This window comes from Streptomyces sp. NPDC015125, from assembly GCF_043080045.1.
Lineage (GTDB): Bacteria > Actinomycetota > Actinomycetes > Streptomycetales > Streptomycetaceae > Streptomyces.
Genome location: NZ_JBIBVF010000001.1, coordinates 653285 through 678670, shown reverse-complemented (window position 1 = coordinate 678670; position 25386 = coordinate 653285). Strand labels below are relative to the sequence as shown.

Below are 25386 nucleotides of genomic sequence, written 5' to 3'. Positions count from 1 at the left end.
GGGACGGGATGAGGGGCGGTGAGCGGGACTCGTGTTGCGTCGTCAGGGTGCGTGGCCGTTCCTGGAACCGAGTCCCTCGTCCTCGGCATCGGTCCACAGCGCGGAGTTGTACGGGGCGTCGGGGATCGTCACCATCTCCTCGACGACGGCACTCGGACGGCGGGGCGGACCGGCCGCCACACTCTGCTTGAGCAGGGTCAGGCTTTCGCGCAGATGGTCCGTGTCGCTGCGGAGCCGCCGGATGTCCAGGCAGGCGTCGAGCTGCGCTTCCAGCCGTCCCACCGAACGGACCAGGCCGTCCAGGCTGCGTTCAACCGCCGTCAATTCGTCCTGAAGGGACATAACGTGCCCTCACTTTTGAAGGTGTGGTGGGCGATCTCATGCGCCCGAGAGTGTCGCGCGTCACAGTAGGCGTTGGGAAGGGGGCGAGCGTGATTACGACTCGAACCGGTGCGTTCCGGCAACCATGCGCCTCGGCGTAGGTCGAACGCGGATGCGACAACCGCCGGTGCGCGGGGGCCTTCCGTGCCCCCGGGTGCCCCGTTGCGGCCGCTCCAGGGGCCCGGTGTTGGGCCGGGTGGGTGGGCTTGGGGCCCCGGCCGACGTGTCGGGCGGCCGCTCCGCGCAGGGTCGCCTTCAGTAGGGGTGCCATAGATGTGATGAGCCCCAAAGTCGGCCGAACGTGGTGCGCCGGTCTGGCCCCAGGCGGCGCGCGGCGCGGCGCGGGCGAGCCCGGAGGTAACCGTCATGACCGACCACGACCACCCCTCAGGCCGCCGCGCGGCGTGCCGCAGGCGCCGCTGTGCCGCGCTCCTCGCGGCCGGGGTGCTGCTCCCGCTGCCGGCCCTGGCCGGATGCAGTGACGAGGCCCGGGACACGTCCGTCACCACTTCCCAGGACATCGCCCCCGCGCCCCGCGGCGAACTGAAGAAGGGCGGCACCCTGCGCTGGGCGGTCGATGCGATGCCCGGCACCTTGAACGCCTTCCAGTCCGACGCCGACGCGACCACCACCCGGATCACCGGCGCGGTGCTGCCCAGCATGTTCACCATCGATGCGAGCGGCAGGCCACAGCGCAACGCCGACTACCTGGACGCCGCGGACATCAGCGCCCGCGACCCCAAGCAGGTCGTCACCTACAAGATCAACCCCAAGGCGCGGTGGAGCGACGGCAGGCCGATCACCGCCGCCGACTTCATCGCCCAGTGGACCGCGCTGCGCGGTAAGGACAACGCGTTCTGGACGGCCCGCAACGCCGGTTACGACCGGATCGGCAAGGTCGAACAGGGCGCGGGCGCCCATGAGGTCAAGGTCACCTTCGCCCGGCCCTATGCCGACTGGGAGTCCCTGTTCACCCCGCTCTATCCCCGGAGCGTGATGGGCAGCGCCGACGCCTTCAACGACGGAGCCCGTGAGCAACTCCCGGTCGTCGCCGGGCCGTTCCGCGTCCAGAAGCGGGACGCCAAGGAGGGGCGCGTCGTCCTCGTACGGAACCCGAAGTGGTGGGGCGAGCCCGCCATGCTCAAGAAGATCGTGATGGTGTCGCTGCCCGGCGACAAGCGGGCGGCGGCGCTCGCCGACGGGAGCGTCGATGTCGCCGCGGTCGACCAGGTCGCCGCGAAGCGGGTCGCCTCCGCCCGGCGCGCCGCCTCCGCCGGCCCCCACAAGCCCGGCGACGGCAACGCGGGCCCGCAGGGCGAGGGGAGCCGGGCCGGAGCCCGGTCCGGTGCCAAGGCCGCCGCAGCGGACAACGCCGTATTGCGCGGCTACACCATCCGCAAGGCCCTGGAGCCCGCCTACACCCAGCTCGCCCTCAACGGCAGCAGCGGGCCGCTGGCCGACGACCGGGTGCGCCGCGCGGTGGCCCGTGCCCTCGACCGCCAGGTGCTCGCGGACACCGTCCTCAAGCCGCTCGACCTGCCGTCCAGGCCGCTCGGCAGCCATCTGCTGATGGCCGAGCAGCACGGCTACCAGGATCACAGCGATGCGCTCGGCGGCCAGGACACCGGGGCGGCCCAGGCGCTGCTCGCGGAAGCCGGCTGGAAGAGCGACAACGCCGACCGTCAGCAGGCCGGCGAGAACGCGGGCGCACCGGCGCCCGGCGCGGGCCGCGCCGCCGACGAGGACGGCTACGACACGTCGGACGACCGCTACGGGGACGAGGGGGCCGGCGACCGGCCCGACGGCACGGACGACGGCGATGCCGACGACCGCAACCCGGCCCGCTCCGGCCGCGGCCATGCCGCCCCGCCCGCCAGGAGTGACCGGCAGGACGGCGCCCGGCCCGCCGCCGCCGAGGCCCCGCTGTCCTTCACCGGCGCGGTCGGCTCCGAGGTCCAGCAGTCCGCCCTGCTGCGGCAGAGCGCCTCGTTCTACAAGGAGGCGGCGGCCGGCGAGAAGGACGCCGCGGACGGTGACACCGGGTCCGCGGCATACGCCAGGTACAAGCAGTACAAGAAGCGCGCCGCACAGACGCTCGGCGCGGCCGAGCTGATCGAGACCGGGCAGGCCCCGAATCTGCCGGGGTCCGGCGGACACCCGGGCGCCCTGCGCGCGGCCGCCGAGCGGCCCGCCGACGCGGCCTTCGCACCCCGGCCGGCCGGCCACAAGGGGGCCAAGATCGCCGCCGTCAAGAAGAACGGGAAGCCGCTCACCCTGCGCTTCGTGCTCCCCGACGGCGCCGGCTCCGCACAGTTGCGCACCGTCGGGCGGCAGATCGCCGAGATGCTCGGCAAGATCGGCGTACAGACCTCCCTCCAGCGGGTCTCCGACGCCAGCTACTTCCAGGACCACATCGCCTCCGGCGACTACGACCTGGCGCTGTACTCCTGGCCCGGCACCGCCTACCCGGCGACCGACGCCCGGCCGATCTACGCCAAGCCGCAGCCCGCGCCCGACGGCTCCCTGACCGTCGAGCAGAACTTCACCCGGGTCGGCACCGACCACATCGACCAGCTCTTCGACCAGGCCGCCTCCGAGCTGGACGAGGGCGCCGCGCGCACACTGGTCGAGCAGGCCGACGCCAGGATCTGGGCGGCCGCCGGATCGATTCCGCTCTACCAGCGGCCCGAGCTGGTGGCCACGAAGAAGACGCTCGCCAACGTCGGCGCCTTCGGCTTCGCCACGCCCCGCTTCCAGGACATCGGCTACCAGATGTAGCAGGGCAGGCACCCTGACGGATAAAAGGTAAGAAACCGCAGGTCAGACGGCGTAGCTACGGGCTGCGGCGGCCAATGCCGCCGCAGCCCCGTACGATGGGGTGAGGCCGTGGCTTCGTTATGCCCGGCAGGCGCGCGTACCGGATGGACGTGCCGCCACCCACGATTCCGGGAGAAGCGCCGCCAGTATGCCCACGCGCCACGACATTCGTAACGTAGCCATCGTCGCCCACGTCGACCATGGGAAGACGACCCTCGTCGACGCCATGCTCAAGCAGGCCGGTGCGTTCGCCGAACACGCCGCCGAGAAGCTCGACGACCGGATGATGGACTCCAACGACCTGGAGCGTGAGAAGGGCATCACGATCCTCGCCAAGAACACGGCGGTGAAGTATCACCCCAAGGACGGCGGGGACCCGATCACGATCAACATCATCGACACCCCCGGCCACGCCGACTTCGGTGGCGAGGTCGAGCGCGGTCTGTCGATGGTGGACGCGGTCGTCCTGCTGGTCGACGCCTCCGAGGGCCCGCTCCCGCAGACCCGCTTCGTGCTCCGCAAGGCCCTGTCGGCCCGGATGCCGGTCATCCTGTGCATCAACAAGACCGACCGCCCCGACTCCCGGATCGACGAGGTCGTCAACGAGACCTACGACCTCTTCCTGGACCTGGACGCGGACGAGGACCAGATCGAGTTCCCGATCGTCTACGCCTGCGCCCGTGACGGCGTCGCCTCGCTGACCAAGCCGGAGGACGGCACCGTCCCGGCCGACAGCGAGAACCTCCAGCCGTTCTTCACCACGCTGCTGGAGCACGCCCCGGCGCCGGAGTACGACGCGGACGCCCCCCTCCAGGCCCACGTCACCAACCTCGACGCGGACAACTTCCTCGGCCGTATCGCGCTGCTCCGGGTCGAGCAGGGCGAGCTGAAGAAGGGCCAGACCGTCGCGTGGATCAAGCGTGACGGCACCCTGTCCAACGTCCGCATCACCGAGCTGATGATGACCGAGGCGCTCACCCGCAAGCCCGCCGAGAAGGCCGGCCCCGGTGACATCTGTGCCGTCGCCGGTATCCCGGACATCATGATCGGCGAGACGCTGGCCGACCCGGAGAACCCGGTCGCGCTGCCGCTGATCACGGTCGACGAGCCCGCCATCTCGATGACCATCGGTACGAACACCTCGCCGCTGGTCGGCAAGGGCGGCAAGGGCCACAAGGTCACCGCCCGCCAGGTCAAGGACCGCCTGGACAAGGAGCTGATCGGTAACGTCTCGCTCCGTGTCCTGGACACCGAGCGTCCCGACGCCTGGGAGGTCCAGGGCCGTGGCGAGCTGGCGCTGGCGATCCTCGTCGAGACCATGCGCCGGGAGGGCTTCGAGCTCACCGTCGGCAAGCCCGAGGTCGTCACCAAGCAGATCGACGGCAAGCTGCACGAGCCGATCGAGCGCCTGACGATCGACTCCCCCGAGGAGCACCTCGGCGCGATCACGCAGCTGATGGCGACCCGCAAGGGCCGTATGGAGACCATGACCAACCACGGTTCCGGCTGGATCCGTATGGAGTGGATCGTGCCGTCGCGCGGCCTGATCGGCTTCCGTACGGAGTTCCTGACCCAGACCCGCGGTACGGGCATCGCGCACTCCCTCTTCGAGGGCCACGAGCCGTGGTTCGGCGAGCTGCGCACCCGCCACAACGGTTCGCTGGTCGCCGACCGCTCCGGTTCGGTCACGCCGTTCGCGATGATCAACCTCCAGGAGCGCGGCGTGATCTTCACGGAGCCGGGCACCGAGGTGTACGAGGGCATGATCATCGGTGAGAACTCGCGCTCCGACGACATGGACGTGAACATCACCAAGGAGAAGAAGCTCACCAACATGCGTGCGGCTTCGGCGGACACCACCGAGAACGTGGTCCCGCCGCGCAAGCTCTCCCTGGAGCAGTCGCTGGAGTTCTGCCGCGACGACGAGTGCATCGAGGTCACCCCGGAGACGGTCCGTATCCGCAAGGTCGTCCTGGACCAGAAGGAGCGCGGCCGCACCGCGTCGCGCGCCAAGCGCTGACACCGACGACGGTCCGGGCCGGGATGCCGGCCCGAGATGACGGGGCGCCCCTCCGCGTGAGGGGCGCCCCGTTTCTGTGTGCCGGGGGCCCGGTGGCGGCCGGCCGCGGGAGGGCGCGCCGGCCCTCCGCGGTGGCGGTGGCGGTCCGTCACGGTCGCGTTGTCAGTGGTCGGCGGCAGACTGGCGGTATGACAGTGACAACGAAGATCGAGGCCGGGCGCGGGATCGCCACGCTCATCAATGTGTTCACCGTGGTGCCGGAGCGGCAGGCGGAGCTGGTGGCGGTGCTCAGCCGGGCCACCGAGGAGACGATGAAGGACCGGCCGGGGTTCATCTCGGCGAACATCCACGCCAGCGCGGACGGCGAACGGGTCGTCAATTATGCGCAGTGGGAGAGCGAGGAGCACTTCCGGGCGATGCTGGGCGACCCGACGGCGCAGGAGCACATGACGGAGGCCGCGGCGCTGGCGGAGGGGTTCGATCCGCGGCTGTACGCGGTGGAGTCCGTGCATCACATATAGGGGTCTCCGGGGAATGCCCCGGGAATGCCCCGGGAATGCCGGGGAACGCCCCGGGGCGGCTCCCCCGGGCGTTCCCGGGGGCGGCCTCCGCTCCCTCCCCGCTCGGGCATCCGAGGGTTTTCTCCGGTCTTCGGAGCAGTGGCGGTTGCCGCCGAAGTGCGGTACGTCCCCCTTTGCGCTCTGATGTGGCTAGGCATGATCCGGACCTGAGGAGGCGTCATGCGGAGAGCCACGCGCGCGAAGTGGGGCGGCTGCGCCGTCGTCGTCGCCCTCGTGGCCACGGCATGCGGGGGCGGGGCCGGTGCAGGCCGCTCCGGAGTGGTCAGCTCGTCCTGGGGCGATCCGCAGAATCCGCTGGAGCCGGCGAACACCAATGAGGTCCAGGGCGGCAAGGTCCTGGAGATGCTGTTCCGGGGACTCAAGCGCTATGACCCGAAGACCGGCGCGGCGGAGAATGTGATTGCCGACCGCATCGAGACGACGGATTCCCGGAATTTCACGGTGAAGCTGAAAAAGGGCTGGACCTTCAGCAACGGTGAAAAGGTCACGGCCCGGTCCTTCGTGGATGCCTGGAATTATGGTGCGCTGCTGAGCAACAAGCAGAAGAATGCGGCGTTCTTTGAATATATCGACGGCTTTGCGCAGGTGCACCCGGACGGCGGGCGTCCGCGGGCCAGGACCATGTCGGGGCTGGTGGTGAAGGACGACCACACCTTTACCGTCAAGCTCAACCAGAAGTTCTCCAGCTGGCCCGACACGCTGGGTTACTCGGCCTTCATGCCGCTCCCGCAGGCGTTCTTCCGCAATCACGACGCCTGGATCGGGCAGCCGGTCGGAAACGGGCCGTATCTCGTGGACTCCTATGAAAAGGGGTCCGTGCTGCGGATGCGGAAGTGGGCGAAGTACCCGGGTGACGATCCGGCGCGGAACGGCGGTATCGACCTGCGGGTCTATACGGACAACAACACCGCCTATACCGATCTGCAGGCGGGCAATCTCGACCTGGTCGATGATGTGCCGGCCGCACAGCTCAAGCATGTGAAGGCGGACCTGGGTGGCCGCTATATCAACCAGCCGGCCGGAATCATCCAGACCCTCACCTTCCCCATGTACGACAAGAGGTGGAACCACCCGGGCGCCGAGAAGCTGCGGCGCGGTCTGTCGATGGCGATCGACCGGGACCAGATCACCCGGGAGATCTTCCAGCGGACCCGGACGCCCGCCACGGACTGGACCTCGCCGGTGCTGGGGGCGAGCGGAGGGTACAGGGCGGGGCTGTGCGGCGATGCCTGTGTGTTCCAGCCGGCCAAGGCACAGCAGCTGATCAAGGCGGGCGGCGGAATTCCCGGGGGGACGATGACCCTCACGTACAACGCCGATACGGGATCCCACAAGGACTGGATCGACGCCATCTGCAACAGCGTCAACAAGTCGCTGGGGGACGACAACGCGTGCGTCGGAAACCCGGTAGGGACGTTCGCCGACTTCCGGAACAAGATCACGGCCAGGCGGATGACCGGGCCGTTCCGGGCCGGCTGGCAGATGGACTATCCGCTGATCCAGAACTTCCTGCAGCCGCTGTACTACACCAACGCCTCTTCCAACGACGGCAAGTTCAGCGATCACACCTTCGACAAGCTGGTGAACGAGGCGAATGCGGCAACGGGCACCGGCCCGGCCGTCGCAAAGTTCCAGGATGCGGAGAAGATCCTCGCCCAGCAGATGCCGGCCATTCCGCTGTGGTACCAGAACGGCAGCGCCGGCTACTCCGACCGGATCAGCAATGTGTCACTGAACCCGTTCAGCGTGCCGGTCTACAACGAGATCAAGGTCAACTGACGGCGGTGTGAGGGAGGTTGACGCTTCATGGGACGCTATGTGATCCGGCGGCTGCTCCAGATGATCCCGGTGTTCATCGGCAGCACATTCCTGATCTTCTTCATGGTCTACGCACTGGGCGACCCCGTCGCCGCGATGTTCGGCGACCGGGCCCCCGACCCCGCCACCGCCGCGCAGATCCGCCGCGACCTCTACCTCGATGAGCCGCTGTGGAAGCAGTATCTGCACTACATGGGCCAGATCTTCCAGGGGAATTTCGGCACCGCGTTCAACGGTCAGTCGGTCACCGAGCTGATGGCTTCCGCCTTCCCCGTCACGCTACGGCTGACGGTCATCGCCGTGGCGATCGAGATGGTGGCGGGCATCGTCCTGGGGGTGTTCAGCGGGCTGCGCCGCGGCCGGGACATCGACACCACGGTGCTGGTCCTCACCCTCGTCGTGGTGTCCATCCCGACCTTCGTCAGCGGCTATCTGCTGCAGTTCCTGTTCGGGGTGCAGTGGGGCTGGGCCGCGCCGTCCGTCGCCCCGGAAGCGCCACTGAACGAACTCCTGCTGCCGGGACTGGTGCTGGCCCTGGTCTCGCTCGCCTATGTCACCCGGCTGACGCGGACCTCGATCGCGGAGAACGCCCGCGCCGACTACGTCCGCACCGCCATCGCCAAGGGCCTGCCCCGGCACCGGGTCATCACCCGCCATCTGCTGCGCAATTCGCTGATCCCAGTGGTCACCTTCATCGGCACGGATATCGGCGCCCTGATGGGCGGTGCGATCGTCACCGAGCGCATCTTCAACATCCATGGCGTCGGCTTCCAGCTCTACCAGGGAGTCCTGCGGCAGAACTCGCCGACCGTCGTGGGCTTTGTGACGATCCTGGTGCTGGTCTTCCTGCTGGCCAACCTCCTCGTCGACCTGCTGTACGCCGTCCTCGACCCGAGGATCCGCTATGCCTGAGCCCTACGTCCCCAAGGAAGCCATCGGCCACGGCGACGGCGGCTCCGCCGCGCTGGCCATCGGCGAGGCGGAGTCGCTGGAGCGGCGGCCCGGTGCGGCCCCGCCGGGCGCCGGACCGCCCGGCAAGGAGCCCGGCAAGCCCCGCAGTCTGTGGAGCGACGCCTGGCACGATCTGTACCGCAACCCCGTCTTCGTGGTCTCCGCGCTGGTCATCGTGTTCCTGGTGATCATCGCGATCTGGCCGCAGCTGATCGCCACCGGCAACCCGTACCGTGCGGACCTCGCCAAGGCACAGCAGGGCTCCCAGCCCGGCCACCCCTTCGGCTTCGACACCCAGGGCCGGGACGTCTACACCCGGGTGGTCTACGGGGCCCGCGCCTCCATCACCGTCGGCGTCTGCGCCACGACCGGCGCGGCGCTGCTCGGCAGCCTGCTGGGCGGGCTGGCCGGCTTCTTCGGCGGCTGGGGGGACAATCTGCTCTCCCGGCTCGCCGACATCTTCTTCGGCATCCCGGTGATCCTCGGCGGTCTGGTCTTCCTCTCGGTCGTCACCAGCAGCACGGTCTGGCCGGTGGTCGGTTTCATCGTGCTGCTCGGCTGGCCGCAGGTCTCCCGTATCGCCCGCGGCTCCGTCGTCACCGCCAAGCAGAACGACTACGTCCAGGCCGCACGGGCGCTGGGCGCCGGCAACGGACGGATGCTGCTGCGGCACATCGCACCGAACGCCGTCGCACCGGTCATCGTCGTCGCCACCATCGCGCTCGGTACGTACATCGCGCTGGAGGCGACGCTCTCCTACCTCGGCGCGGGCCTGAAACCGCCCACCGTCTCCTGGGGCATCGACATCTCCACGGCCTCCACCTACATCCGCAGCGCGCCGCACATGCTGCTGTGGCCCGCGGGCGCACTGAGCATCACGGTGCTGGCGTTCATCATGCTCGGCGACGCGGTGCGCGACGCCCTCGACCCCAAGTTGCGCTGAGGAGCCGGAAGATGACGAACGAGGACGCGGACGGACGGTCCGCGGGCGCCGCCACGGCGCTCGCGGAACCGCCCCTGCTCGACGTGCGCGATCTGCGGGTCGAGTTCCGTACCCGCGACGGCGTGGCGAAGGCCGTCAACGGCGTCAGCTACCGCGTGGCGCCGGGGCAGACGCTGGCGGTGCTCGGGGAATCCGGCTCCGGCAAGTCCGTCACCGCCCAGGCCGTGATGGGCATCCTCGACTCACCGCCCGGGTTCGTCACCGGCGGGGAGATCGTCTTCCAGGGGCGCGATCTGCTCACCCTGCGCAAGGAGGAGCGGCGGAAGGTCCGCGGCGCGAAGATGGCGATGATCTTCCAGGACTCGCTGTCCTCACTGAACCCGGTCCTCACCGTCGGTGCACAGCTCGGGGAGATGTTCCAGGTCCACGAGGGGATGTCCCGTAAGGACGCCCGTGGCAGAGCCGTGGAGCTGATGGAGCGGGTCGGCATCCCGGCGGCCCGGCAGCGGGTGGGCGACTATCCGCACCAGTTCTCCGGCGGGATGCGCCAGCGCATCATGATCGCGATGGCGCTGGCCCTCGGCCCCGACCTGATCATTGCCGACGAGCCGACCACGGCACTGGATGTCACGGTCCAGGCGCAGGTGATGGACCTGCTGGCGGAGCTGCAGCGGGAACTCACCATGGGGCTGATCCTGATCACCCATGACCTCGGGGTGGTCGCCGACGTCGCCGACACCATCGCGGTGATGTATGCGGGCCGGATCGTCGAGACCGCCCCCGTCCACCAGCTCTACCGGGCGCCCGCACACCCGTACACCCGCGGTCTGCTGGACTCCATCCCACGGCTGGACCAGAAGGGGCAGCGGCTGTACGCGATCAAGGGCCTGCCGCCCAATCTGACCGCCATCCCGCCCGGCTGCCCCTTCCACCCGCGCTGCCCGCTGGCCCAGGACGTCTGCCGCACCGACCTTCCGCCGCTCTACGAGGCCGGACCCGGCCGGGCCAGCGCCTGCCACTTCTGGAAGGAGACGCTCGATGAGGCCCGGTGAGGGCGGCACCCCGGCGGCCGGTGCGACGGAACCGCTGCTGGAGGTCCGCGACCTGGTCAAACACTTCCCGCTCACCCGGGGCGTGCTCTTCCACAAACAGGTCGGCGCGGTCCGGGCCGTCGACGGCGTCTCCTTCGACCTCCACAAGGGCGAAACGCTCGGCATCGTCGGCGAATCGGGCTGCGGCAAGTCCACCGTCGCCAAGCTGCTGGTCGGCTTGGAGCGGCCGACGGCAGGTCGGATCCGGTACCGGGGCGAGGACCTCAGCACCCTGTCCGGGCGGGCCCTGCGGGCCGTACGCCGCAATATCCAGATGGTGTTCCAGGACCCCTACACCTCCCTGAACCCCCGGATGACCGTCGGCGACATCATCGGCGAGCCGTACGAGATCCACCCCGAGGTGGCCCCCAAGGGAGACCGCCGCAGGAAGGTCCGGGAACTCCTGGACGTGGTCGGGCTCAACCCCGAGTACATCAACCGCTATCCGCACCAGTTCTCCGGCGGACAGCGCCAGCGCATCGGTATCGCCCGCGGCCTCGCGCTGCGCCCGGAGATCATCGTCGCCGACGAGCCGGTCTCCGCGCTGGATGTCTCCGTCCAGGCCCAAGTGGTCAATCTGCTGGAGCAGTTGCAGGACGAGTTCGACCTGTCGTACGTCTTCATCGCCCACGATCTGTCCGTTGTACGGCATATCTCCGACCGCGTCGCGGTGATGTACCTGGGCCGGCTCGCCGAGACCGGCACCGACGAGCAGATCTACGAACACCCCACCCACCCGTACACCCAGGCCCTGCTGTCCGCCGTCCCCGTCCCCGATCCGGACGCCCGCAGCCACCGTGAGCGCATCCTGCTGGCGGGCGATGTCCCCTCGCCCGCCGCACCGCCCTCCGGCTGCCGCTTCCGTACGCGGTGCTGGAAGGCCCGGCAGGTGTGCGCGGATGTCGTGCCACCGCTGGAAGTGCCCGCGGAATTCCGGGACCTGGCGGGACCGGCCGCACATGCCTCGGCCTGTCACTTCGCCGAGGAGCGGCAAGTGGCGCCCAGTGAGTGAGGAAAAGTCGGTCAATTCGCCGCATCAACCGGCATGGATAACTGGAACGATGAAAAGTGCGGACGCTGAAAACCGCCTGGTCAATACTTGTTAAATACGCAGGCGGCGAAGATCGACTTGAGTTTGAATGGTCTTGTCGGTCGCCACCGGAAGGCGATCGGCGAGGCATTCCCTGTGAAGGCGACCGCTCCGCAGGGAATAGGCGGGGACGCCATGCGTCGCGCTGGCGGCGAAATGGGCGGACCTGTCGGTGCCGACCGAACAGAGGCAAAAACAGGGGGAATGGTGAAGCGTGGCTTCGGTATGACCATCGCGGGTCTGGCTATGGCCGGACTGGCGACTCTCGGTGCGACGTCGGCAGCTGCCGCACCCGTCCAGGGGTTCAACATCAAAAATGTGGCGGCCGGAAAGTGCCTCAAGTTCAACGGGTTCGACAAGCGGGTGACCGCCGTGAAGTGCAACACCGGTGATGCGAAGCAGAACTGGGCGAATTACCCCGGCGACGAGATCATTTCGGCGTATGCGAATCCGGCGGCGGGCCCCTGCCTGGCGACCAAGAAGAACAGCGGCGGCTCCGTCTACGCGAAGAAGTGCACCAGCGACCCGAATACGTGGTCCATGGCGTGGAGCGTGAACTCCTTCCACGACGGGGAGAAGGCCATCTACGGAAACGGCCTCGGCCGCTGCTACCTCAAGGTGTCGGGGGGCAATGCGGTCTGCACCCCGGGCCACAACACCCAGCAGAAGTGGTGGGTGGCCGACTACAACTAGTCGGAACCTCTTCGGTACCGCTGCCCGGCCACACCGGAGCGGTACCGGCCGACGCGCTCGGACTCTGCATCCGGAGCAGGCGTGTTCGCCTTCGGCCATCGGCCTGCCGGTCCCGACCGGCAGGCCGATGCGCCTTTCCGGACCCGGACCGACCCGCCGGCGCGGGCCCGGTACGGCCGGAGCCCGCCTCCCATGGGGAAAGCGGGCTCCGGCGCGAGCGGCTCCGGTTCGAGCAGCTGCCGTCTCTAGTCGGTCGTACCGGCCTCGTCGGCCGGCTCGACGTCCTCCATCGCAGCCAGCGCCGGGTCGAGGATGATGGCCTCGTCGCGGGCCGCGGTCGTCGGCTCCTCCGGGAAGTGGCAGGCCGTGAGATGGCCGCCCTTGTTCCCGGTGAGCTGGACGAGCGGCGGCTCCTCGGTCGCGCACTTGTCCTGTGCCTTCCAGCACCGCGTACGGAACCGGCAGCCCGAGGGCGGGTTGACGGGGGAGGGGACGTCACCGGCGAGGCGGATGCGCTCGCGGTCCTCCTCCTCGCTCTCCACCAGCTTGGCCTCGGGCACCGCCGAGAGCAGGGCGTGGGTGTACGGGTGGCGGGGCCGGTGGTAGATCTCGTCGCGGCTGCCCACCTCGACGATCTTGCCGAGGTACATCACCGCGACCCGCTCGCTGAAGTGCCGCACGATCGCCAGGTCGTGGGCGATGAACAGGAACGCGATGCCCAGCTCGCGCTGCAGCTTCTGGAGCAGGTTGACGACCTGCGCCTGGATGGAGACGTCGAGCGCGGAGACCGGCTCATCGGCGACGATCAGCTTCGGCTCCAGGGCGAGCGCCCGGGCCACGCCGATGCGCTGCCGCTGGCCGCCGGAGAATTCGTGCGGGAAGCGGTTGTAGTGCTCCGGGTTGAGACCCACGGTCTCCAGGAGCTCCTGGATCCGCTTCTCCCGCCCACCGGGCGGGTTGATCCCGTTGATCTCCATCGGGCCGCCGATGATGCTGCCCACCGTCTGCCGCGGGTTGAGCGAGGCATACGGGTCCTGGAAGATCATCTGGATCTCGGACCGGATCGGCGCCAGTTCCTTGCGGCCGGCGTGGGTGATGTCCTGACCCGCGTATGTGATCTTGCCGGAGGTCGGCTCCATCAGCCGGGTGAGCAGCCGTCCGGTGGTGGACTTGCCGCAGCCCGACTCACCGACCAGACCGAAGCTCTCGCCGGCGTGCACGGTCAGGTCGACGCCGTCGACCGCCTGGACCGCACCGACCTTCCGCTTGAACGGGAATCCGCCGTAGATCGGGAAGTGCTTGGTGAGGCCCTCGGCGGTGAGCAGCGGCTCGCCCGGGACGGGCGCGGCGTCGCGAGGCGCCGGGAGGGTGACGTTGTCTGCCATGGTGGTAGCTCCCTAGCCCAGCCGGGGCTTGATCTGCTCGGTGAAGAGGGTCTGCTTCTGCTCGGCGCTCAGGTGGCACGCGGCCGCGCGCCCCAGCTCCAGCAGCGGCCGCTCGTCGGTGCAGCGCGCACCGCCGACCTCGCCGGTGAAGCCGCAGCGCGGGTTGAAGGCGCAGCCGGAGGGCGGGTTGAGCAGGCTGGGCGGCGACCCGGGGATCGGGTGCAGCGCCTCGCTGACGTCCGAGGAGAGCCGCGGCATGGAGCTCAGCAGGCCCCAGGTGTACGGGTGCCGGGGCTGGGTGAGGATCTCCTTGACGGAGCCCCGCTCCACGGCCCGGCCCGCGTACATCACCAGCAGGTCGTCCGCGGTGTTGGCGACCACGCCGAGGTCGTGGGTGATCAGGATGATCGCGGAACCGAACTCCTGCTGGAGGTCCTTGAGGAGGTCGAGGATCTGCGCCTGGACGGTGACGTCCAGGGCGGTGGTCGGCTCGTCGGCGATCAGCAGCTCGGGGTTGCAGACCAGCGCCATGGCGATCATGGCGCGCTGGCGCATACCGCCGGAGAACTGGTGCGGATAGTCGTCCACCCGCAGCGTGGGCTGCGGGATACCGACCTTGGTCAGCATCTCGATGGCGCGCTGCCGGCCCTCGCGCTTACTGGCACCGGTGTGCTTGATGAACGGCTCGGCGATCTGCCGGCCGACCGTGTAGTACGGCGACAGGGCGGTCAGCGCGTCCTGGAAGATCATGGCCATCTTGTTGCCGCGGAGCTTCTCCAGGGTCTTCTCCCGGGCTCCGGTCAACTCCTGGCCGTCCAGGACGATTTCGCCGCCGATCTCGGTGACCTTCGGGTCGTGCAGGCCCAGTACGGCGAGGTTGGTGACGGACTTGCCGGAGCCCGACTCGCCGACGATGCCGAGCGTCTGGCCGCGCTCCAGGTCGAAGGAGAGGCCGTCGACCGCCTTGACGATGCCGTCCTCGGTGGAGAACCGCACCTGAAGGTCGCGGACGGACAGGAAGGGGTCCGATCCGGTCGGGACCGGCGTGCCTTCGGTCTTGGTGAGTGTGGTCACTTCAGGCTCTCCTAGGACAGGCGCACGCGCGGGTCGATGAGGGCGTACGTCGCATCCACGATGATGTTGAACACCAGGATCAGGGCGGCGCTGAAGATCAGCACGCCCAGGATCATGGGCAGGTCGAGGGTGGTGACGGAGTTGATCGCCAGGCGGCCCAGGCCCGCCAGCGAGAAGGTGTACTCGGTGATCATGGCGCCGCCGAACAGCGCGCTGAGGTCGATGCCCAGGATCGTGACGATCGGGATCAGCGAACCCCGCCAGGCGTAGCGCAGGAAGACATAACGCGCCGGCATGCCCTTGGCCTTGGCCGTACGGACGTGCTCCTCCTGGAGCTGCTCGATCATCGTTGAGCGCGCCATACGGGTGTACTGGGCGGTGAAGATCGTCGACATCACCAGCCACGGCAGCAGCAGGCCCATGAACCAGCCGGCCGGGTTGCTGCTGAAGTCCACGTACTTGGGGGAGGCCATGATGCCGCTGTAGACGAAGATGCCGAGGACGATCGGGCCCAGGATGTAGATCTGTACCGAACTGAGCACCATGGACGCGCCGGTGACGGTCTTGTCCAGCAGCGAGCCCTTCTTCCAGGCGGCCAGCAGACCGGCGCCCAGGCCGATGACCAGGAAGGCGACCGCGCCGCCGATGGCCAGCGACGCCGTGGTCGGCAGCCGGTCCATCATCGTCGCCCAGACGTCCTGCCGGGTGGCGAAGGAGTAGCCGAAGCAGGGGGCGCTGCAGTGCCCCACGCTGTAATCGCGCCCCGCGAAGATGCCGACGAGGAAGTCCCAGTACTGCGTCGTCACGGGCTTGTCGAGACCGAGGTTGTGGTGGATCAGGGCGACGTTGTCGGCGGTGCAGTTCTTGCCGCACGCCATCATCGCCGGGTCGCCTGTGGAGAAGAAGACGAAGAAGGTGAAGGCGCTCAGCAGGAGGAGGATGATGACCGCGCCGAGGATCCGGCGGAATAGGAAGGGAAGCATGGCAGTTCGCTGCTCTCAGGACGGCGGCGGCAGTGGGGAGTGAGGGTGGCGGGGAAGGCCCCGGAGAGCGCGCGCTCCGCCGTGCCGCGCGCTCTCCGGACCGCCTTCCGGTGCTTGCTGCTGCTTACTTCTTGAGGTAAAGCGTGTTCAGGTCCAGGTAGTTGGTGTCGCTGTTGTAGCGGGTACCACCGACGTTGGAGCCGTACAGCTGGAGCACCTTGGTGTAGAAGACCGGAGCGGCCGGGTTGAGCTTCTCCACGATGTAGTGGTGCAGCTTCTGCCACTCCGCGGTCTGCTTCGTGACGTCCGCGATCTTCTCGATGCGGTCGATCTCGGCGCTGACGTGCGTGTCACGGATGTGGGAGTAGTTGGCCGCGCCGTCCTGGATCTGCCGCGGGTCGTACGACGGCGGGATGACGGTGGAGGCGTCCGCCCAGTCCTGGCCCCAGCCGGTCATGTAGATGTCGAAGCCGTTGTCGACCTTGCCCATCTGCTGGTACCAGGAGGCCGCGTCGACCTCCTTCTTCTGGACGTTGAACCCGGCCTTGTTCAGCGCGTCCTCGATGACCGCGGCTTCCTTCTGGCGGATCTCGGTGTTGGAGTAGGCGTAGACGAGCTTCATGCCCGACTTGCCGGACTCCTTGAGGAGCTGCTTGGCCTTCGCCGGGTCGCCGTTGGGGTGCTTGAGCTTCCCGTACGGGTCGTAGCCCTTCTCGTAGCCCGCGACGGTCGGGGCGAGCAGGCCGCCGGCCACCTCACCGCCGTAGCTGCCGCCGTTTATGCGGACGATCTGGGCGCTCGGCATGGCGTAGGTGATCGCATCACGGATCTTCTTGTCCTTGAGGCGGTCCATGTTCATGTTCATCTGCCAGACGTAGGGCTGGTAGCCCTGCACCAGGCGCTTGCTGGCGCTGGCGTTGTCCAGCACCTGCTTGGTCTGGGTCGGCTCCACCGCGTTGGTGAAGCTGATCGCGTTCTTGGCCTCGCCCTGGTCGGCCATCAGGCGCTTGGTGGAGTCCGAGAACTGGTGGTTGAAGGTGATGTCGTAGCCGTCGACGTACTGGTGGCGCGCCGGGTCCGTCTTCGGGTCCCAGTGGGTGTTGCGCACCAGCTTCGCGGACTTGCCCTCCTTGAAGGAGGCGAACTTGTACGGGCCGGAGGAGACCGGCTTGACGTCGTAGTTCTCCTTGGTGTCCTTCGCGCTGTCCGGGACGGCGCTGTAGCCCGCGATGGCGAGCGCGTAGGGCACCTGCGACTGCGGCTTCTTGAAGTGGAAGATGACGGTGTTGTCGTCCGGGGTGTCCAGGACGCTCTTGGGCAGGTGGTCGCCCTTGTACGGACCGTCCGGCAGCGCCTTGCGGTACGTGGTCCCCTCGCCCGACAGCCACGTCTGGAGATAGGTGGGCCCGTCGGTGATGAACTTCGTGTACATCCGCTCGATGGTGTGGCGGATGTCCTTCGAGGTGATCGGCCGGCCGTCCTCGAACTTGATGCCGTCCTTGAGCGTGTACTTCCAGGTCTTGCCGCCGTCCGACATCTGGCCCGCGTCGGTGGCGAGGTCGCCGACCACCGTCTTGTTGCCCTTGTCGTCCTGCTTGTAGGTGGTCAGACCACGGAAGATCAGCTTGGACAGGTCGCCGAGGTCGCTGACGTACATCTGCGCCGGGTCCAGGTGGTTGAAGCTGTCACGCTGGTAGACGCGGATGCTGCCGCCCTTGCGGGCGCCCTTGACCTCGGCGGCCGGGCCGGTGGAGTCGGCGGCCGTGCCCATCGGCACCGCCTTGGCCTGCGCCGCGGCGTCCTTTTCGGTCTGCGACTCGTCCTTGCCGGTGCCGCCGCCGCTGCTGCAGCCGGTGAGCGCGAGGGAGGCGGCCGCCAGGGCCACGACCGTCGCGCGTGCTCTGCGCGTAGATAGTGCGTTCATGAGGTTCCAAGCACCTGCCTGTCGGTTGTTGTCCAGATGTGCTGCCTGACGCATCCGGGTACGAGCCCGGCGCGGGGGTGGCAGCCGCCCCCCTCACATGGACGATCAGCGCCCGGACTTGGGGTCGAAGGCGTCCCGGACCGAGTCCCCGAGCAGGTTGAAGCACAGCACGAAGATCACCATTGCGGCGCCGGGGAAGAGCAGGAAGGTCGGGTCGTTCTCGTAGACCATGCCGGCCGTGTGGAACAGCCGCCCCCAGTCCGGGGTCGGTTCCATGATGCCGACGCCCAGATAGGACAGGCCGGCCTCCGCCGTGACGAACAGCGGGAGCATGTAGGTGGCCTGCACCAGGATGGGCGTGACCACATTGGGGAGCAGTTCCTTGCGGATGATCCGCCAGGGGGAGGCGCCGGTGATCTTCGCGGCCTCGACGAATTCCCGCTCGCGCAGCGACAGCACCTGGCCGCGCAGGAGCCGGGCCAGACCCATCCAGCCCAGCGCCCACTGCACCAGGATCAGCGCCACGACGCGCACATAGGTAGGGGTCTCGTCGCCCGGCGGGATGAAGAACGCGACGACCACGGGCATGAAGGCCACGAAGGTCAGCTGGCTGGGGAAGGCGAGCAGGAAGTCGATGATCCGGCCGAGCCAGTAGTCGGTCCGGCCGCCCATATAGCCGGCCGTGACGCCCAGGAGCGTGCCGGTGATCACCACGAGGATGGTCACCGCGACCGAGATACCCAAGGACATCCGCATGCCGTAGAGCAGGTTGGTGAACAGGTCACGGCCCAGCGCGGGCTCGATACCGAACCAGAAGTCGCCGGAGATCCCGCCGTTGGCCCCCATCGGATAGCCGAACCCGTCGAAGAGGCTCGGGTCTTCGTTGCCGTAGAAGGTGTAGGGGTTCTTGCCGTACAACGAGGCGATCACCGGAGCGAGCGCCGAGACGACGAAGAAGGCCAGCACGATGACGGCGCAGGCGACACCGGTGCGGTCCCGCTTGAAGCGTCTCCACATCAATTGTCCGGGTGAACGGCCGACGAGCTCACCGCCCTTGCCGTCCTTCGCCTTCTTCAGACCTTCCGGGCCAAGTCCTGGGGTGTCGGACGTGGTAGCCGCGGTCTGGGATGGACTAGTCATCGCGAAGTGCCCCCGCGCCGAGTTCTCTTGGAACGTGAAGCGGCACCGAATGCACCGCTGGATGAGCGGACTGTCGCAAGTGATTTATGGCGGAGTCAAGGGGATCGGGTGTGCTCGTGAACAGGTCGTCTACTTCTTGAGCGAACGTTGCGCAAGTTGACGCCAGGGCGTGCTTGACAGGGGGGCGTGATATACGGCATGGGGGACATATCGGTACGAACGTCTTTAACATGAAGGCAACTTCACTGTCGCAACACCGATATACGGACGCGCCATGATGAACAACGTACGGCCGTGCGGGTGCCGTAGACCGGCCGGAGCGCCAGACGGCGTTCCGGCCGGTTGCTGCTTTTGCGCATATTTCGTCCGCCGCTCACTGCGGCTCTGTTGTCCCTGCGCCGGGTCTGGAGTAGACCTGCGGGTGGGCGCCCTCCGGGAGCCGCCCAGGACCACCCGGTACATCGACACGGACGGGGGCTGGCCGTGTCCACCACGCGGGACGGCGTTCTCACCCGCGGCGCACGCGGCATCGGCGCGTTGGCCTGCCTGCTGCTCGCGCTGCTCACCGCGGGCTGGATCGTCCGGGACCTGACGATCGCCCAGCACGGCGCGGACGTGTGCTGGACCTGGCTGGGAGAGGCGCGCCGGCCGCGGGAGTTCACCGCCTGGGCCACCTCGGCGCTCGACCCGCTGCTGATGCTCGGCGCGCTCGTCGTCGCGGTCGCCACGGTGCGCAGCGCCGTCCTCTCGTCCGTCGCCGCGGGCGCACTGCTCTCCCTGGCGGCCGCCACCGCACTGCTGCGCCTCCCGCTGGTGTGGATGCTGGGTGCCGGCTGGCTCCAGGGGCTGGACAGCGGGCTCACGGCGCGGGCGCGGCTGACCGCGATCACCCAGCTCGCCCTGGCGGTCGTGCTGATCGTGGTGGTCGTGGCGGGCCGGCGACGGGGCGGCCGGGCGGGCCGGTATGCGAGGCACGGTGCGCGCGGGCTGCCGGAGGTGGCGTCCTGGGCGTACGGAGTGGTCCACGCGGCGCCGTCCGGAGCGCGTCCCGAGCGGCCCGGCAGGCCGTACAAGGGAGCGTCCGTCACGGCCGGCGTGCTCCTGGGCGCCGCCGGACTCGCCGTGGCCGGCTGGGAGATCCACTGGCAGCAGCGGCTCGGCGGGGACGTCTATCGCAAGGGGCTGCTCGGGGACGCGTCGGTCTTCCGCGCCCTGCTGCAGCCCCCGGTGCACTGGCAGGCGACGGCCCTCGCGCTGCTGGCCCTGGCGGCCGCGGCCGCCGTACTGCGCCGCGCGCCCTGGGCCCGGCCCGCGGCGATGACGGCCGCGGCCCTGCTGCTGGTGCACGGAGCCGTGGCGCTCGTCTTCGCCGTACGCACCGGGGAGTTCGGCCGCCTCGGCACACTGCCCGTCCAGGCCCGGCTGGAGGTGGGCACCGCGGCCTTCGTGGCGGCCGCCGGGCTGGCCGCGCTGATCGCGGCGGCCCGCCCCGGTGTACCGGCTGCCGCCCACCACACGGACGGTGTGCTGGCGTACGGCTCCGCCCCGGGCGAGGCGCGGCCGCCGCACGCCCCGCCCCCGCCGTCCAGGCTTCCGCCCGGCTGGTGAGACGCCTGCCGGGAAGGGGCCTGCCGGGCGCGTGACGCGTCCTTGGGTGAGACGCCCTCCGGGCGCGTGACGCGCTACGTCCTCAGGGCGCCATCCCCAAGGACCGCTTGAGGAAGTCCACCTGGAGCAGCAGCAGATTTTCGGCCACCTGCTCCTGCGAGGCCATATGCGTCACGCCGGACAGCGGCAGCACCTCGTGCCGGCGGCCCGCCGCCAGCAGCGCCGAGGAGAGCCGCAGCGCGTGCGCCACCACGACGTTGTCGTCCGCGAGGCCGTGCACGATCAGCATCGGGCGGTGCGGCTCCACCGCCCCGGACAGTCCCTCATCCGTGATCAGTGAGTTCGCGGCATAGACCGCCGGCTCCTCGTCCGGGTGGCCGAGATACCGCTCCTGGTAATGGGTGTCGTACAGACGCAGATCGGTCACCGGCGCACCGACCACCGCCGCATGGAAGACATCGGGGCGGCGCAGCGCCGCGAGCCCCGCGAGGTAGCCGCCGAAGGACCAGCCGCGGATCGCCACCCGCACCATGTCCAAAGGAAAAGATCCGGCCAGTGCCTGGAGGGCGTGGACCTGGTCGTCCAGGGCGACCTCCGCGAGGTTGCGGAACATCGCCTTCTCCCACGCGGGGGAGCGGCCCGGGGTGCCCCGGCCGTCCGCAACGATCACCGCGAACCCCTGGTCGGCGAACCACTGGGAGGTCAGATGGGCGTGGTGCGCGGCCACCACCCGCTGGCCGTGCGGACCGCCGTACGGGTCCATCAGCACCGGCAGCGGACCGTCGCCCTCCCGGTATCCGGTGGGCAGCAGCACCGCGCACGGAATCTCGCGTTCCCCGGCCAGGACGAGACGGGGGCGGGCGGTCAGCACCGGCTCCTCGGCGCAGGAGCCGATGGCGGCAAGGGTCTTCTCGCCGCCATCGGGATCCAGCCGCACCACCTCCACCCGGGTGCCGGGCCGCTCCAGCGACGTCTGCGACAGCACGGTCACCGCGCCACCGCGCACCGCGGAGGACACCGTCGGATACGCCCGCATCCCGACCCGCTCCCAGCCGCCCTGGTCACCGCTGCCGCGGAACCAGGCGCGGTAGACGCCGATGTCGTGCATGTCGGTGCCGCTCGCGGAGAACAGGACATCGTCCTCGCCGATGTCCAAAACGGCCCGGACGTGCAGCGGAGCACCGGTCAACGGGCGGGCGCCGACGAACAGTTTGCGCGCGCCGCCCTCGTCGGAGATCCGCACCAGCCGCCCGTCGGGCGTCCAGGCCGGTGCCCCGGGGAACGGCTCGACCCACGCCCCGTCCTCTTCCTCGTGCACCGTCCTGGTCGTACCGGTCGCGGTGTCGACGGCCAGATAGCGCTGGTCGCGCTGGTTGCGGGCCTGGACGAGCAGCAGCGGCGGCCCGGCCGCCGACCAGTGGACGCGCGCCAGATACGGGTAGCGCTCGGTGTCCCAGCCGATGTCCGTACGCGAGCCGTCCAGGCCGAACAGCGTCAGCGTGACCTCGGCGTTGCGGGTGCCCGCCGCCGGGTACGCGACCCGGACGGGCTCCTGCTCCGGATGGGCGGGGTCGGAGATCCACCAGCGCTGCACCGGCGCCTCGTCGACCCGCGCCGCCAGCACCGCAGCACTGTCCGGAGACCACCAAAAGCCCCGGTAGCGGCCCATCTCCTCGGCCGCGATGAACTCCGCCAGCCCCCAGGTCACCTCCGGCCCGTCGGGCTCGGCCAGCACCCGGTCCGCCGGTCCGGCGCCCGCGGGAGCGCCGTCGTCCCCGTCCGGTGTCGTGGCGCCGTCCACCGCGACCACCCGCAGCCGGCCGTCCGCCACAAAGGCGACCTGCCGGCCGTCCGGCGACGGGCGGGGGTCCACGACCGGTCCTTGGACCGGGAGTTCACGGGTGGTGCCGGCCCGTAGTTCGGAGACGAACAGCCGGCCGGAGAGGGTGAACGCCGCCAACTCCACGGCGGAGTCCGTCGCATAGCCGACGATGCCCGCCGAGCTCTCCCGGCTGCGCTCGCGGCGGGCCCGCTCCTGCGGCGACAGGTCCTCCTGCGCCCCGGCCAGCAGGGCCTGCGGATCGGCGGCCGGGAACTCCCGTCCCGCTTCCAGATCGAGCACCCACAACTGCTGGCTGCGGTCGGTGCCCGAACGGGAACGGAGGAAGACGACGCGCGTGCCGTCGGGGGAGAGGGCGTAGCCGCGAGGTGCGCCCAGAGTGAAGCGCTGCGTACGGGCGTATTGCCGCGGGAACGAAGGCTGTCCGGTCATGGGCCGAGCCTAAGCGCTGTCTTCACGACGCGTCGTTCGCTCGTGGGGCGGGCCGGACGGCGTCTGGTGCGCCGCATTCGCCGTCGACAGGGACAGGCTCACCGCGGTCGCGCTCGTGAAGATCGTGTGCGCCCCCGTTCTGCTTCCGTGCTCCGACTTATGCGCTAGGACGGAAAGTTATGATCTCTTGGGTGTCGTGGGTACGGGGTAAAGAGCCCTTGGCATACCCGGTGCACGGGTTCGTGGAGACGGCCCGGGTGCCACCAACTCTGTCCGGACCCCGAGTACTTGGAGGTGAGCCGCCGTGGCACTCTCGATTTCGGCGGTGGTGCTGCTGGCGATCATCGTCTTCTTGCTTGTCAAGAAGTCCGGACTGAAGGCCCCGCATGCCTTTGTGTGCATGCTGCTGGGCTTCTATCTGGCCAGCTCGTCCATCGCGCCGACGATCAAGCAGCTGACGACGAACGTTGCCGGCATGCTCGGGAACATCAAGTTCTGAGCGGCTCCCGCCCGGTCCGGTCCGTCGCATGCCCGCCCTCCGGCCGGGTGTGCGGGGGGCGGCCGGGATCGCCCGCGGAAGGCGGACCGGGCGGCTCGTAGGCTGTCCGTATGAGTCCTCAGCCCGCCCCGTCCCGGTCGGTCCCCTCCGAGGGGAGCGCTTCGCGCCCGGCTTCTTCCCGCCGGCTGCTGCTGGTGCATGCGCACCCCGACGACGAGTCGATCGTCAATGGCGTGACCATGGCCAAGTACGCGGCCGAAGGCGCGCTGGTCACCCTGGTGACCTGCACACTCGGCGAGGAGGGCGAGGTCATCCCGCCCGAGCTCGCGCATCTCGCGCCGGACCGTGACGACACCCTCGGCCCGTACCGCGCCGGCGAGCTGGCCGCCGCGATGGAGGCCCTGGGCGTCACGGACCACCGCTTCCTCGGCGGGCCGGGACGCTACCGGGACTCCGGGATGATGGGCGCGGTGCAGAACGAGCGTCCTGACGCCTTCTGGCAGGCCCCGCTCGACGAGGCGGCCGCCGATCTGGTGGCCGTGATCCGTGAGGTCAGGCCGCAGGTCCTGGTCGCCTATGACCCGCATGGCGGATATGGCCACCCCGATCACATCCAGGCTCACCGGGTGGCGATGCGCGGCGCCGAGCTGGCCGGGCAGGCGGATTTCCGGCCCGAGCTGGGCGGTGCGCATGCGATCGGGAAGATCTACTGGAACTGCACCCCCCGGTCCGTCGTCGAGGAGGGCTTCGCGCGGCTGCACGCGGCAGGGCACAGCTTCCCCGGAGTCGCCACCGTCGACGATGTGCCGGGGGTGGTGCCGGACTCCGAGGTCACGGCGTCCCTCCACGGCGATCCTGCACACCTCGCCGCCAAGACCGCGGCGATGCGGGCGCACTACACCCAGATCGCGGTCGACGGGCCGTTCTTCGCGCTCTCCAACGACTTGGGGCAGCCGCTGTTCGGCTCGGAACACTATCGGCTGGTGCACGGTGTCCCGGGCGCCGCGGCGGGCGCACACGAGGACGGCACACACGAGGACGATCTTTTCGCGGGTGTGGGCGAAATGGTGGGTATGGAGGAGAGTGTCCGGATCGAGGAGGCGGCGGAATGAGTACGGCGAAGGGCGGCGGGAGCGACGCCGAAGGAAACGGCCGAGCGGCCGCCGGTAAGGGCGGTGCGGCTTCCGGCGGCAGGGGCGGCGCGGCCTCCGGCAAGGAGCAGCGGTCGAGGGCGGGATCGGGCGGCGCGCCCGGTGCGCGGTCCGGTGCCCCCGTGGTGCCGTCGGCCGGAGCCGCGCTGACCGCGCCGCTGACGCCGGGCCGGGTGGGCATATATGTGCTTCTTCTGGTCGCGGGCGTACTGGTCGCCTTCGCCGGAACGCTGGTGCAAGCGGCCTGGTTCCCCGGTGGGTTGGTGCTGGCACTGGCCGGTGTCGGCGGCCTCTTCTACGGGGGTGTCCGGGCGACCGGCACCTCCGCGGGCGTGCTGGTGCCCGGAGGCGCCTGGCTGGTGACGGTGTTCCTGCTGCTCGGCAATGTCCGGCCGGAAGGCGACTTTCTTTTCGGCGCGGGGATCGGTTCGTACATCTTCCTGCTGGGCGGCATCCTGGTCGCTGTGATCTGCGCCACCGCCGCTCAGATGCGTGCTACGGCCGTCCGATACGGCCGAGTTGGCGGATGACGTGGTCGATACCGGGACGGATGCCGCGCGGGTCGGGGTGAACGGAACGGGTACCGGGGGCTCGCCCGTGGCGGCGGTGTTCGTACGCTCCTCGGGTGCCCGCCCGCGGCGGACAGTATGGTGGTGCGCGCCGTCGCGCCGCCCTGGGGGCACCCCCCGGCCTGTGGCCGGGGATCATCTCTGACGAGCGGCGGAGCCAACCGGGAGAACCTGCTTTGAGTCGTGAATCTGACAGTTCGTCCTCCGGCCCTCAGGGCCGTGGCGGAGCCGCGTACCCGTCAGGGACGCCGCCGTACGGCTCGCCCAGGGGAGATGCCGACGAGGCGCCGGCGCCCGGTGCCGCGGCGCAGCCGGAGGAGCCCAAAACCGAGACCACACTGACGACGCGGATCAAGATCAATATTCCGGGGTCGCGCCCCATCCCGCCGGTCGTCG

At 69.4% G+C, this 25386-nt stretch carries 20 protein-coding genes; 13 read left to right on the top strand and 7 right to left on the bottom strand.

Translation table 11 applies throughout. From position 1 onward, the window contains the following. Positions 1-42: 42 nt before the first annotated feature. A complete protein-coding gene (locus ACF088_RS02910) occupies positions 43-342 on the bottom strand; it encodes a hypothetical protein (protein ID WP_392373584.1) in 300 nt (99 codons plus the stop codon). Positions 343-747: 405 nt separating this feature from the next. Here ACF088_RS02910 and ACF088_RS02905 point away from each other — a divergent pair, with 405 nt between their 5' ends. The 9 genes from ACF088_RS02905 (at position 748) to ACF088_RS02865 (ending at position 12385) form a co-directional block, all read left to right on the top strand. Continuing rightward, positions 748-3159, top strand: a complete 2412-nt coding sequence (locus ACF088_RS02905; RefSeq protein WP_392373583.1) for an ABC transporter family substrate-binding protein — start codon at positions 748-750, stop codon at positions 3157-3159. 187 nt (positions 3160-3346) lie between these two features. Then, positions 3347-5218, top strand: coding sequence for a translational GTPase TypA (gene typA, locus ACF088_RS02900; RefSeq protein ID WP_392373582.1), 1872 nt, complete (start codon positions 3347-3349; stop codon positions 5216-5218). A 188-nt stretch (positions 5219-5406) separates the two neighbouring features. Next, positions 5407-5739, top strand: a complete 333-nt coding sequence (locus tag ACF088_RS02895) for an antibiotic biosynthesis monooxygenase family protein (RefSeq protein ID WP_392373581.1) — start codon at positions 5407-5409, stop codon at positions 5737-5739. 219 nt (positions 5740-5958) lie between these two features. Further along, positions 5959-7578 carry an ABC transporter substrate-binding protein gene (locus ACF088_RS02890; RefSeq protein ID WP_392373580.1) on the top strand — a complete coding sequence of 540 codons (1620 nt, stop codon included), beginning with the start codon at positions 5959-5961 and terminating at the stop codon, positions 7576-7578. Positions 7579-7605: 27 nt separating this feature from the next. Then, positions 7606-8529: an ABC transporter permease gene (locus ACF088_RS02885; protein WP_392373579.1), complete on the top strand. Its 924-nt coding sequence runs from the start codon at positions 7606-7608 to the stop codon at positions 8527-8529. After that, a complete protein-coding gene (locus ACF088_RS02880; protein WP_392373578.1) occupies positions 8522-9511 on the top strand; it encodes an ABC transporter permease in 990 nt (329 codons plus the stop codon). The genes ACF088_RS02885 and ACF088_RS02880 overlap by 8 nt, the downstream gene beginning before the upstream one ends. Before the next feature lie 11 nt (positions 9512-9522). Then, positions 9523-10563 carry an ABC transporter ATP-binding protein gene (locus ACF088_RS02875; RefSeq protein ID WP_392373577.1) on the top strand — a complete coding sequence of 347 codons (1041 nt, stop codon included), beginning with the start codon at positions 9523-9525 and terminating at the stop codon, positions 10561-10563. Then, positions 10550-11614, top strand: coding sequence for an ABC transporter ATP-binding protein (locus ACF088_RS02870; RefSeq protein ID WP_392373576.1), 1065 nt, complete (start codon positions 10550-10552; stop codon positions 11612-11614). Before ACF088_RS02875 ends, ACF088_RS02870 begins: the two co-directional genes overlap by 14 nt. Before the next feature lie 282 nt (positions 11615-11896). Next, positions 11897-12385, top strand: coding sequence for a ricin-type beta-trefoil lectin domain protein (locus ACF088_RS02865; protein WP_392373575.1), 489 nt, complete (start codon positions 11897-11899; stop codon positions 12383-12385). 245 nt (positions 12386-12630) lie between these two features. On the opposite strand, the gene ACF088_RS02860 is transcribed toward ACF088_RS02865, so the two are convergent. The 5 genes from ACF088_RS02860 to ACF088_RS02840 all read right to left on the bottom strand — a co-directional run bounded on the left by ACF088_RS02860 (position 12631) and on the right by ACF088_RS02840 (position 18891). Continuing rightward, positions 12631-13770, bottom strand: a complete 1140-nt coding sequence (locus ACF088_RS02860) for an ABC transporter ATP-binding protein (protein ID WP_392373574.1) — start codon at positions 13768-13770, stop codon at positions 12631-12633. A 12-nt stretch (positions 13771-13782) separates the two neighbouring features. Next, on the bottom strand, positions 13783-14844 hold the full coding sequence (locus tag ACF088_RS02855) for an ABC transporter ATP-binding protein (RefSeq protein WP_392373573.1): 1062 nt from the start codon (positions 14842-14844) through the stop codon (positions 13783-13785). An 11-nt stretch (positions 14845-14855) separates the two neighbouring features. Beyond that, the gene (locus ACF088_RS02850; RefSeq protein ID WP_392373572.1) at positions 14856-15827 is read right to left on the bottom strand and encodes an ABC transporter permease; all 972 of its coding nucleotides are present in this window, start codon (positions 15825-15827) and stop codon (positions 14856-14858) included. A 124-nt stretch (positions 15828-15951) separates the two neighbouring features. Then, complete coding sequence (locus tag ACF088_RS02845; RefSeq protein ID WP_392373571.1) at positions 15952-17751, bottom strand: ABC transporter substrate-binding protein; 1800 nt, start codon at positions 17749-17751, stop codon at positions 15952-15954. Between the two features lie 105 nt (positions 17752-17856). Continuing rightward, on the bottom strand, positions 17857-18891 hold the full coding sequence (locus ACF088_RS02840; protein WP_392373570.1) for an ABC transporter permease: 1035 nt from the start codon (positions 18889-18891) through the stop codon (positions 17857-17859). Between the two features lie 483 nt (positions 18892-19374). Between ACF088_RS02840 and ACF088_RS02835 the strand changes: the two genes are divergently transcribed. Beyond that, complete coding sequence (locus tag ACF088_RS02835) at positions 19375-20499, top strand: hypothetical protein (protein ID WP_392373569.1); 1125 nt, start codon at positions 19375-19377, stop codon at positions 20497-20499. 82 nt (positions 20500-20581) lie between these two features. On the opposite strand, the gene ACF088_RS02830 is transcribed toward ACF088_RS02835, so the two are convergent. After that, on the bottom strand, positions 20582-22771 hold the full coding sequence (locus tag ACF088_RS02830) for a prolyl oligopeptidase family serine peptidase (protein ID WP_392373568.1): 2190 nt from the start codon (positions 22769-22771) through the stop codon (positions 20582-20584). Between the two features lie 304 nt (positions 22772-23075). On the opposite strand from ACF088_RS02830, the gene ACF088_RS02825 reads away from it, so the two are divergent. The 3 genes from ACF088_RS02825 (at position 23076) to ACF088_RS02815 (ending at position 24951) form a co-directional block, all read left to right on the top strand. Next, positions 23076-23270: a hypothetical protein gene (locus ACF088_RS02825; protein WP_328384777.1), complete on the top strand. Its 195-nt coding sequence runs from the start codon at positions 23076-23078 to the stop codon at positions 23268-23270. 110 nt (positions 23271-23380) lie between these two features. Next, positions 23381-24382 (top strand): N-acetyl-1-D-myo-inositol-2-amino-2-deoxy-alpha-D-glucopyranoside deacetylase, encoded by a 1002-nt coding sequence (gene mshB, locus ACF088_RS02820; RefSeq protein ID WP_392373567.1) that lies wholly within the window; start codon positions 23381-23383, stop codon positions 24380-24382. Continuing rightward, entirely contained in the window at positions 24379-24951 is a 573-nt protein-coding gene (locus ACF088_RS02815) for a DUF6113 family protein (protein WP_392373566.1), read from the top strand. Before mshB ends, ACF088_RS02815 begins: the two co-directional genes overlap by 4 nt. The last annotated feature ends 435 nt before the right edge of the window (positions 24952-25386 follow it).

What these genes read in the sequence shown, in the direction of transcription:
- ACF088_RS02910 (WP_392373584.1), bottom strand. Translation starts at nt 342, where the DNA reads ATGTCCCTTCAGGACGAATTGACGGCGGTTGAACGCAGCCTGGACGGC.
- ACF088_RS02905 (WP_392373583.1), top strand. Translation starts at nt 748, where the DNA reads ATGACCGACCACGACCACCCCTCAGGCCGCCGCGCGGCGTGCCGCAGG.
- typA (WP_392373582.1), top strand. Translation starts at nt 3,347, where the DNA reads ATGCCCACGCGCCACGACATTCGTAACGTAGCCATCGTCGCCCACGTC.
- ACF088_RS02895 (WP_392373581.1), top strand. Translation starts at nt 5,407, where the DNA reads ATGACAGTGACAACGAAGATCGAGGCCGGGCGCGGGATCGCCACGCTC.
- ACF088_RS02890 (WP_392373580.1), top strand. Translation starts at nt 5,959, where the DNA reads ATGCGGAGAGCCACGCGCGCGAAGTGGGGCGGCTGCGCCGTCGTCGTC.
- ACF088_RS02885 (WP_392373579.1), top strand. Translation starts at nt 7,606, where the DNA reads ATGGGACGCTATGTGATCCGGCGGCTGCTCCAGATGATCCCGGTGTTC.
- ACF088_RS02880 (WP_392373578.1), top strand. Translation starts at nt 8,522, where the DNA reads ATGCCTGAGCCCTACGTCCCCAAGGAAGCCATCGGCCACGGCGACGGC.
- ACF088_RS02875 (WP_392373577.1), top strand. Translation starts at nt 9,523, where the DNA reads ATGACGAACGAGGACGCGGACGGACGGTCCGCGGGCGCCGCCACGGCG.
- ACF088_RS02870 (WP_392373576.1), top strand. Translation starts at nt 10,550, where the DNA reads ATGAGGCCCGGTGAGGGCGGCACCCCGGCGGCCGGTGCGACGGAACCG.
- ACF088_RS02865 (WP_392373575.1), top strand. Translation starts at nt 11,897, where the DNA reads ATGGTGAAGCGTGGCTTCGGTATGACCATCGCGGGTCTGGCTATGGCC.
- ACF088_RS02860 (WP_392373574.1), bottom strand. Translation starts at nt 13,770, where the DNA reads ATGGCAGACAACGTCACCCTCCCGGCGCCTCGCGACGCCGCGCCCGTC.
- ACF088_RS02850 (WP_392373572.1), bottom strand. Translation starts at nt 15,827, where the DNA reads ATGCTTCCCTTCCTATTCCGCCGGATCCTCGGCGCGGTCATCATCCTC.
- ACF088_RS02845 (WP_392373571.1), bottom strand. Translation starts at nt 17,751, where the DNA reads ATGAACGCACTATCTACGCGCAGAGCACGCGCGACGGTCGTGGCCCTG.
- ACF088_RS02840 (WP_392373570.1), bottom strand. Translation starts at nt 18,891, where the DNA reads ATGACTAGTCCATCCCAGACCGCGGCTACCACGTCCGACACCCCAGGA.
- ACF088_RS02830 (WP_392373568.1), bottom strand. Translation starts at nt 22,771, where the DNA reads ATGACCGGACAGCCTTCGTTCCCGCGGCAATACGCCCGTACGCAGCGC.
- mshB (WP_392373567.1), top strand. Translation starts at nt 23,381, where the DNA reads ATGAGTCCTCAGCCCGCCCCGTCCCGGTCGGTCCCCTCCGAGGGGAGC.
- ACF088_RS02815 (WP_392373566.1), top strand. Translation starts at nt 24,379, where the DNA reads ATGAGTACGGCGAAGGGCGGCGGGAGCGACGCCGAAGGAAACGGCCGA.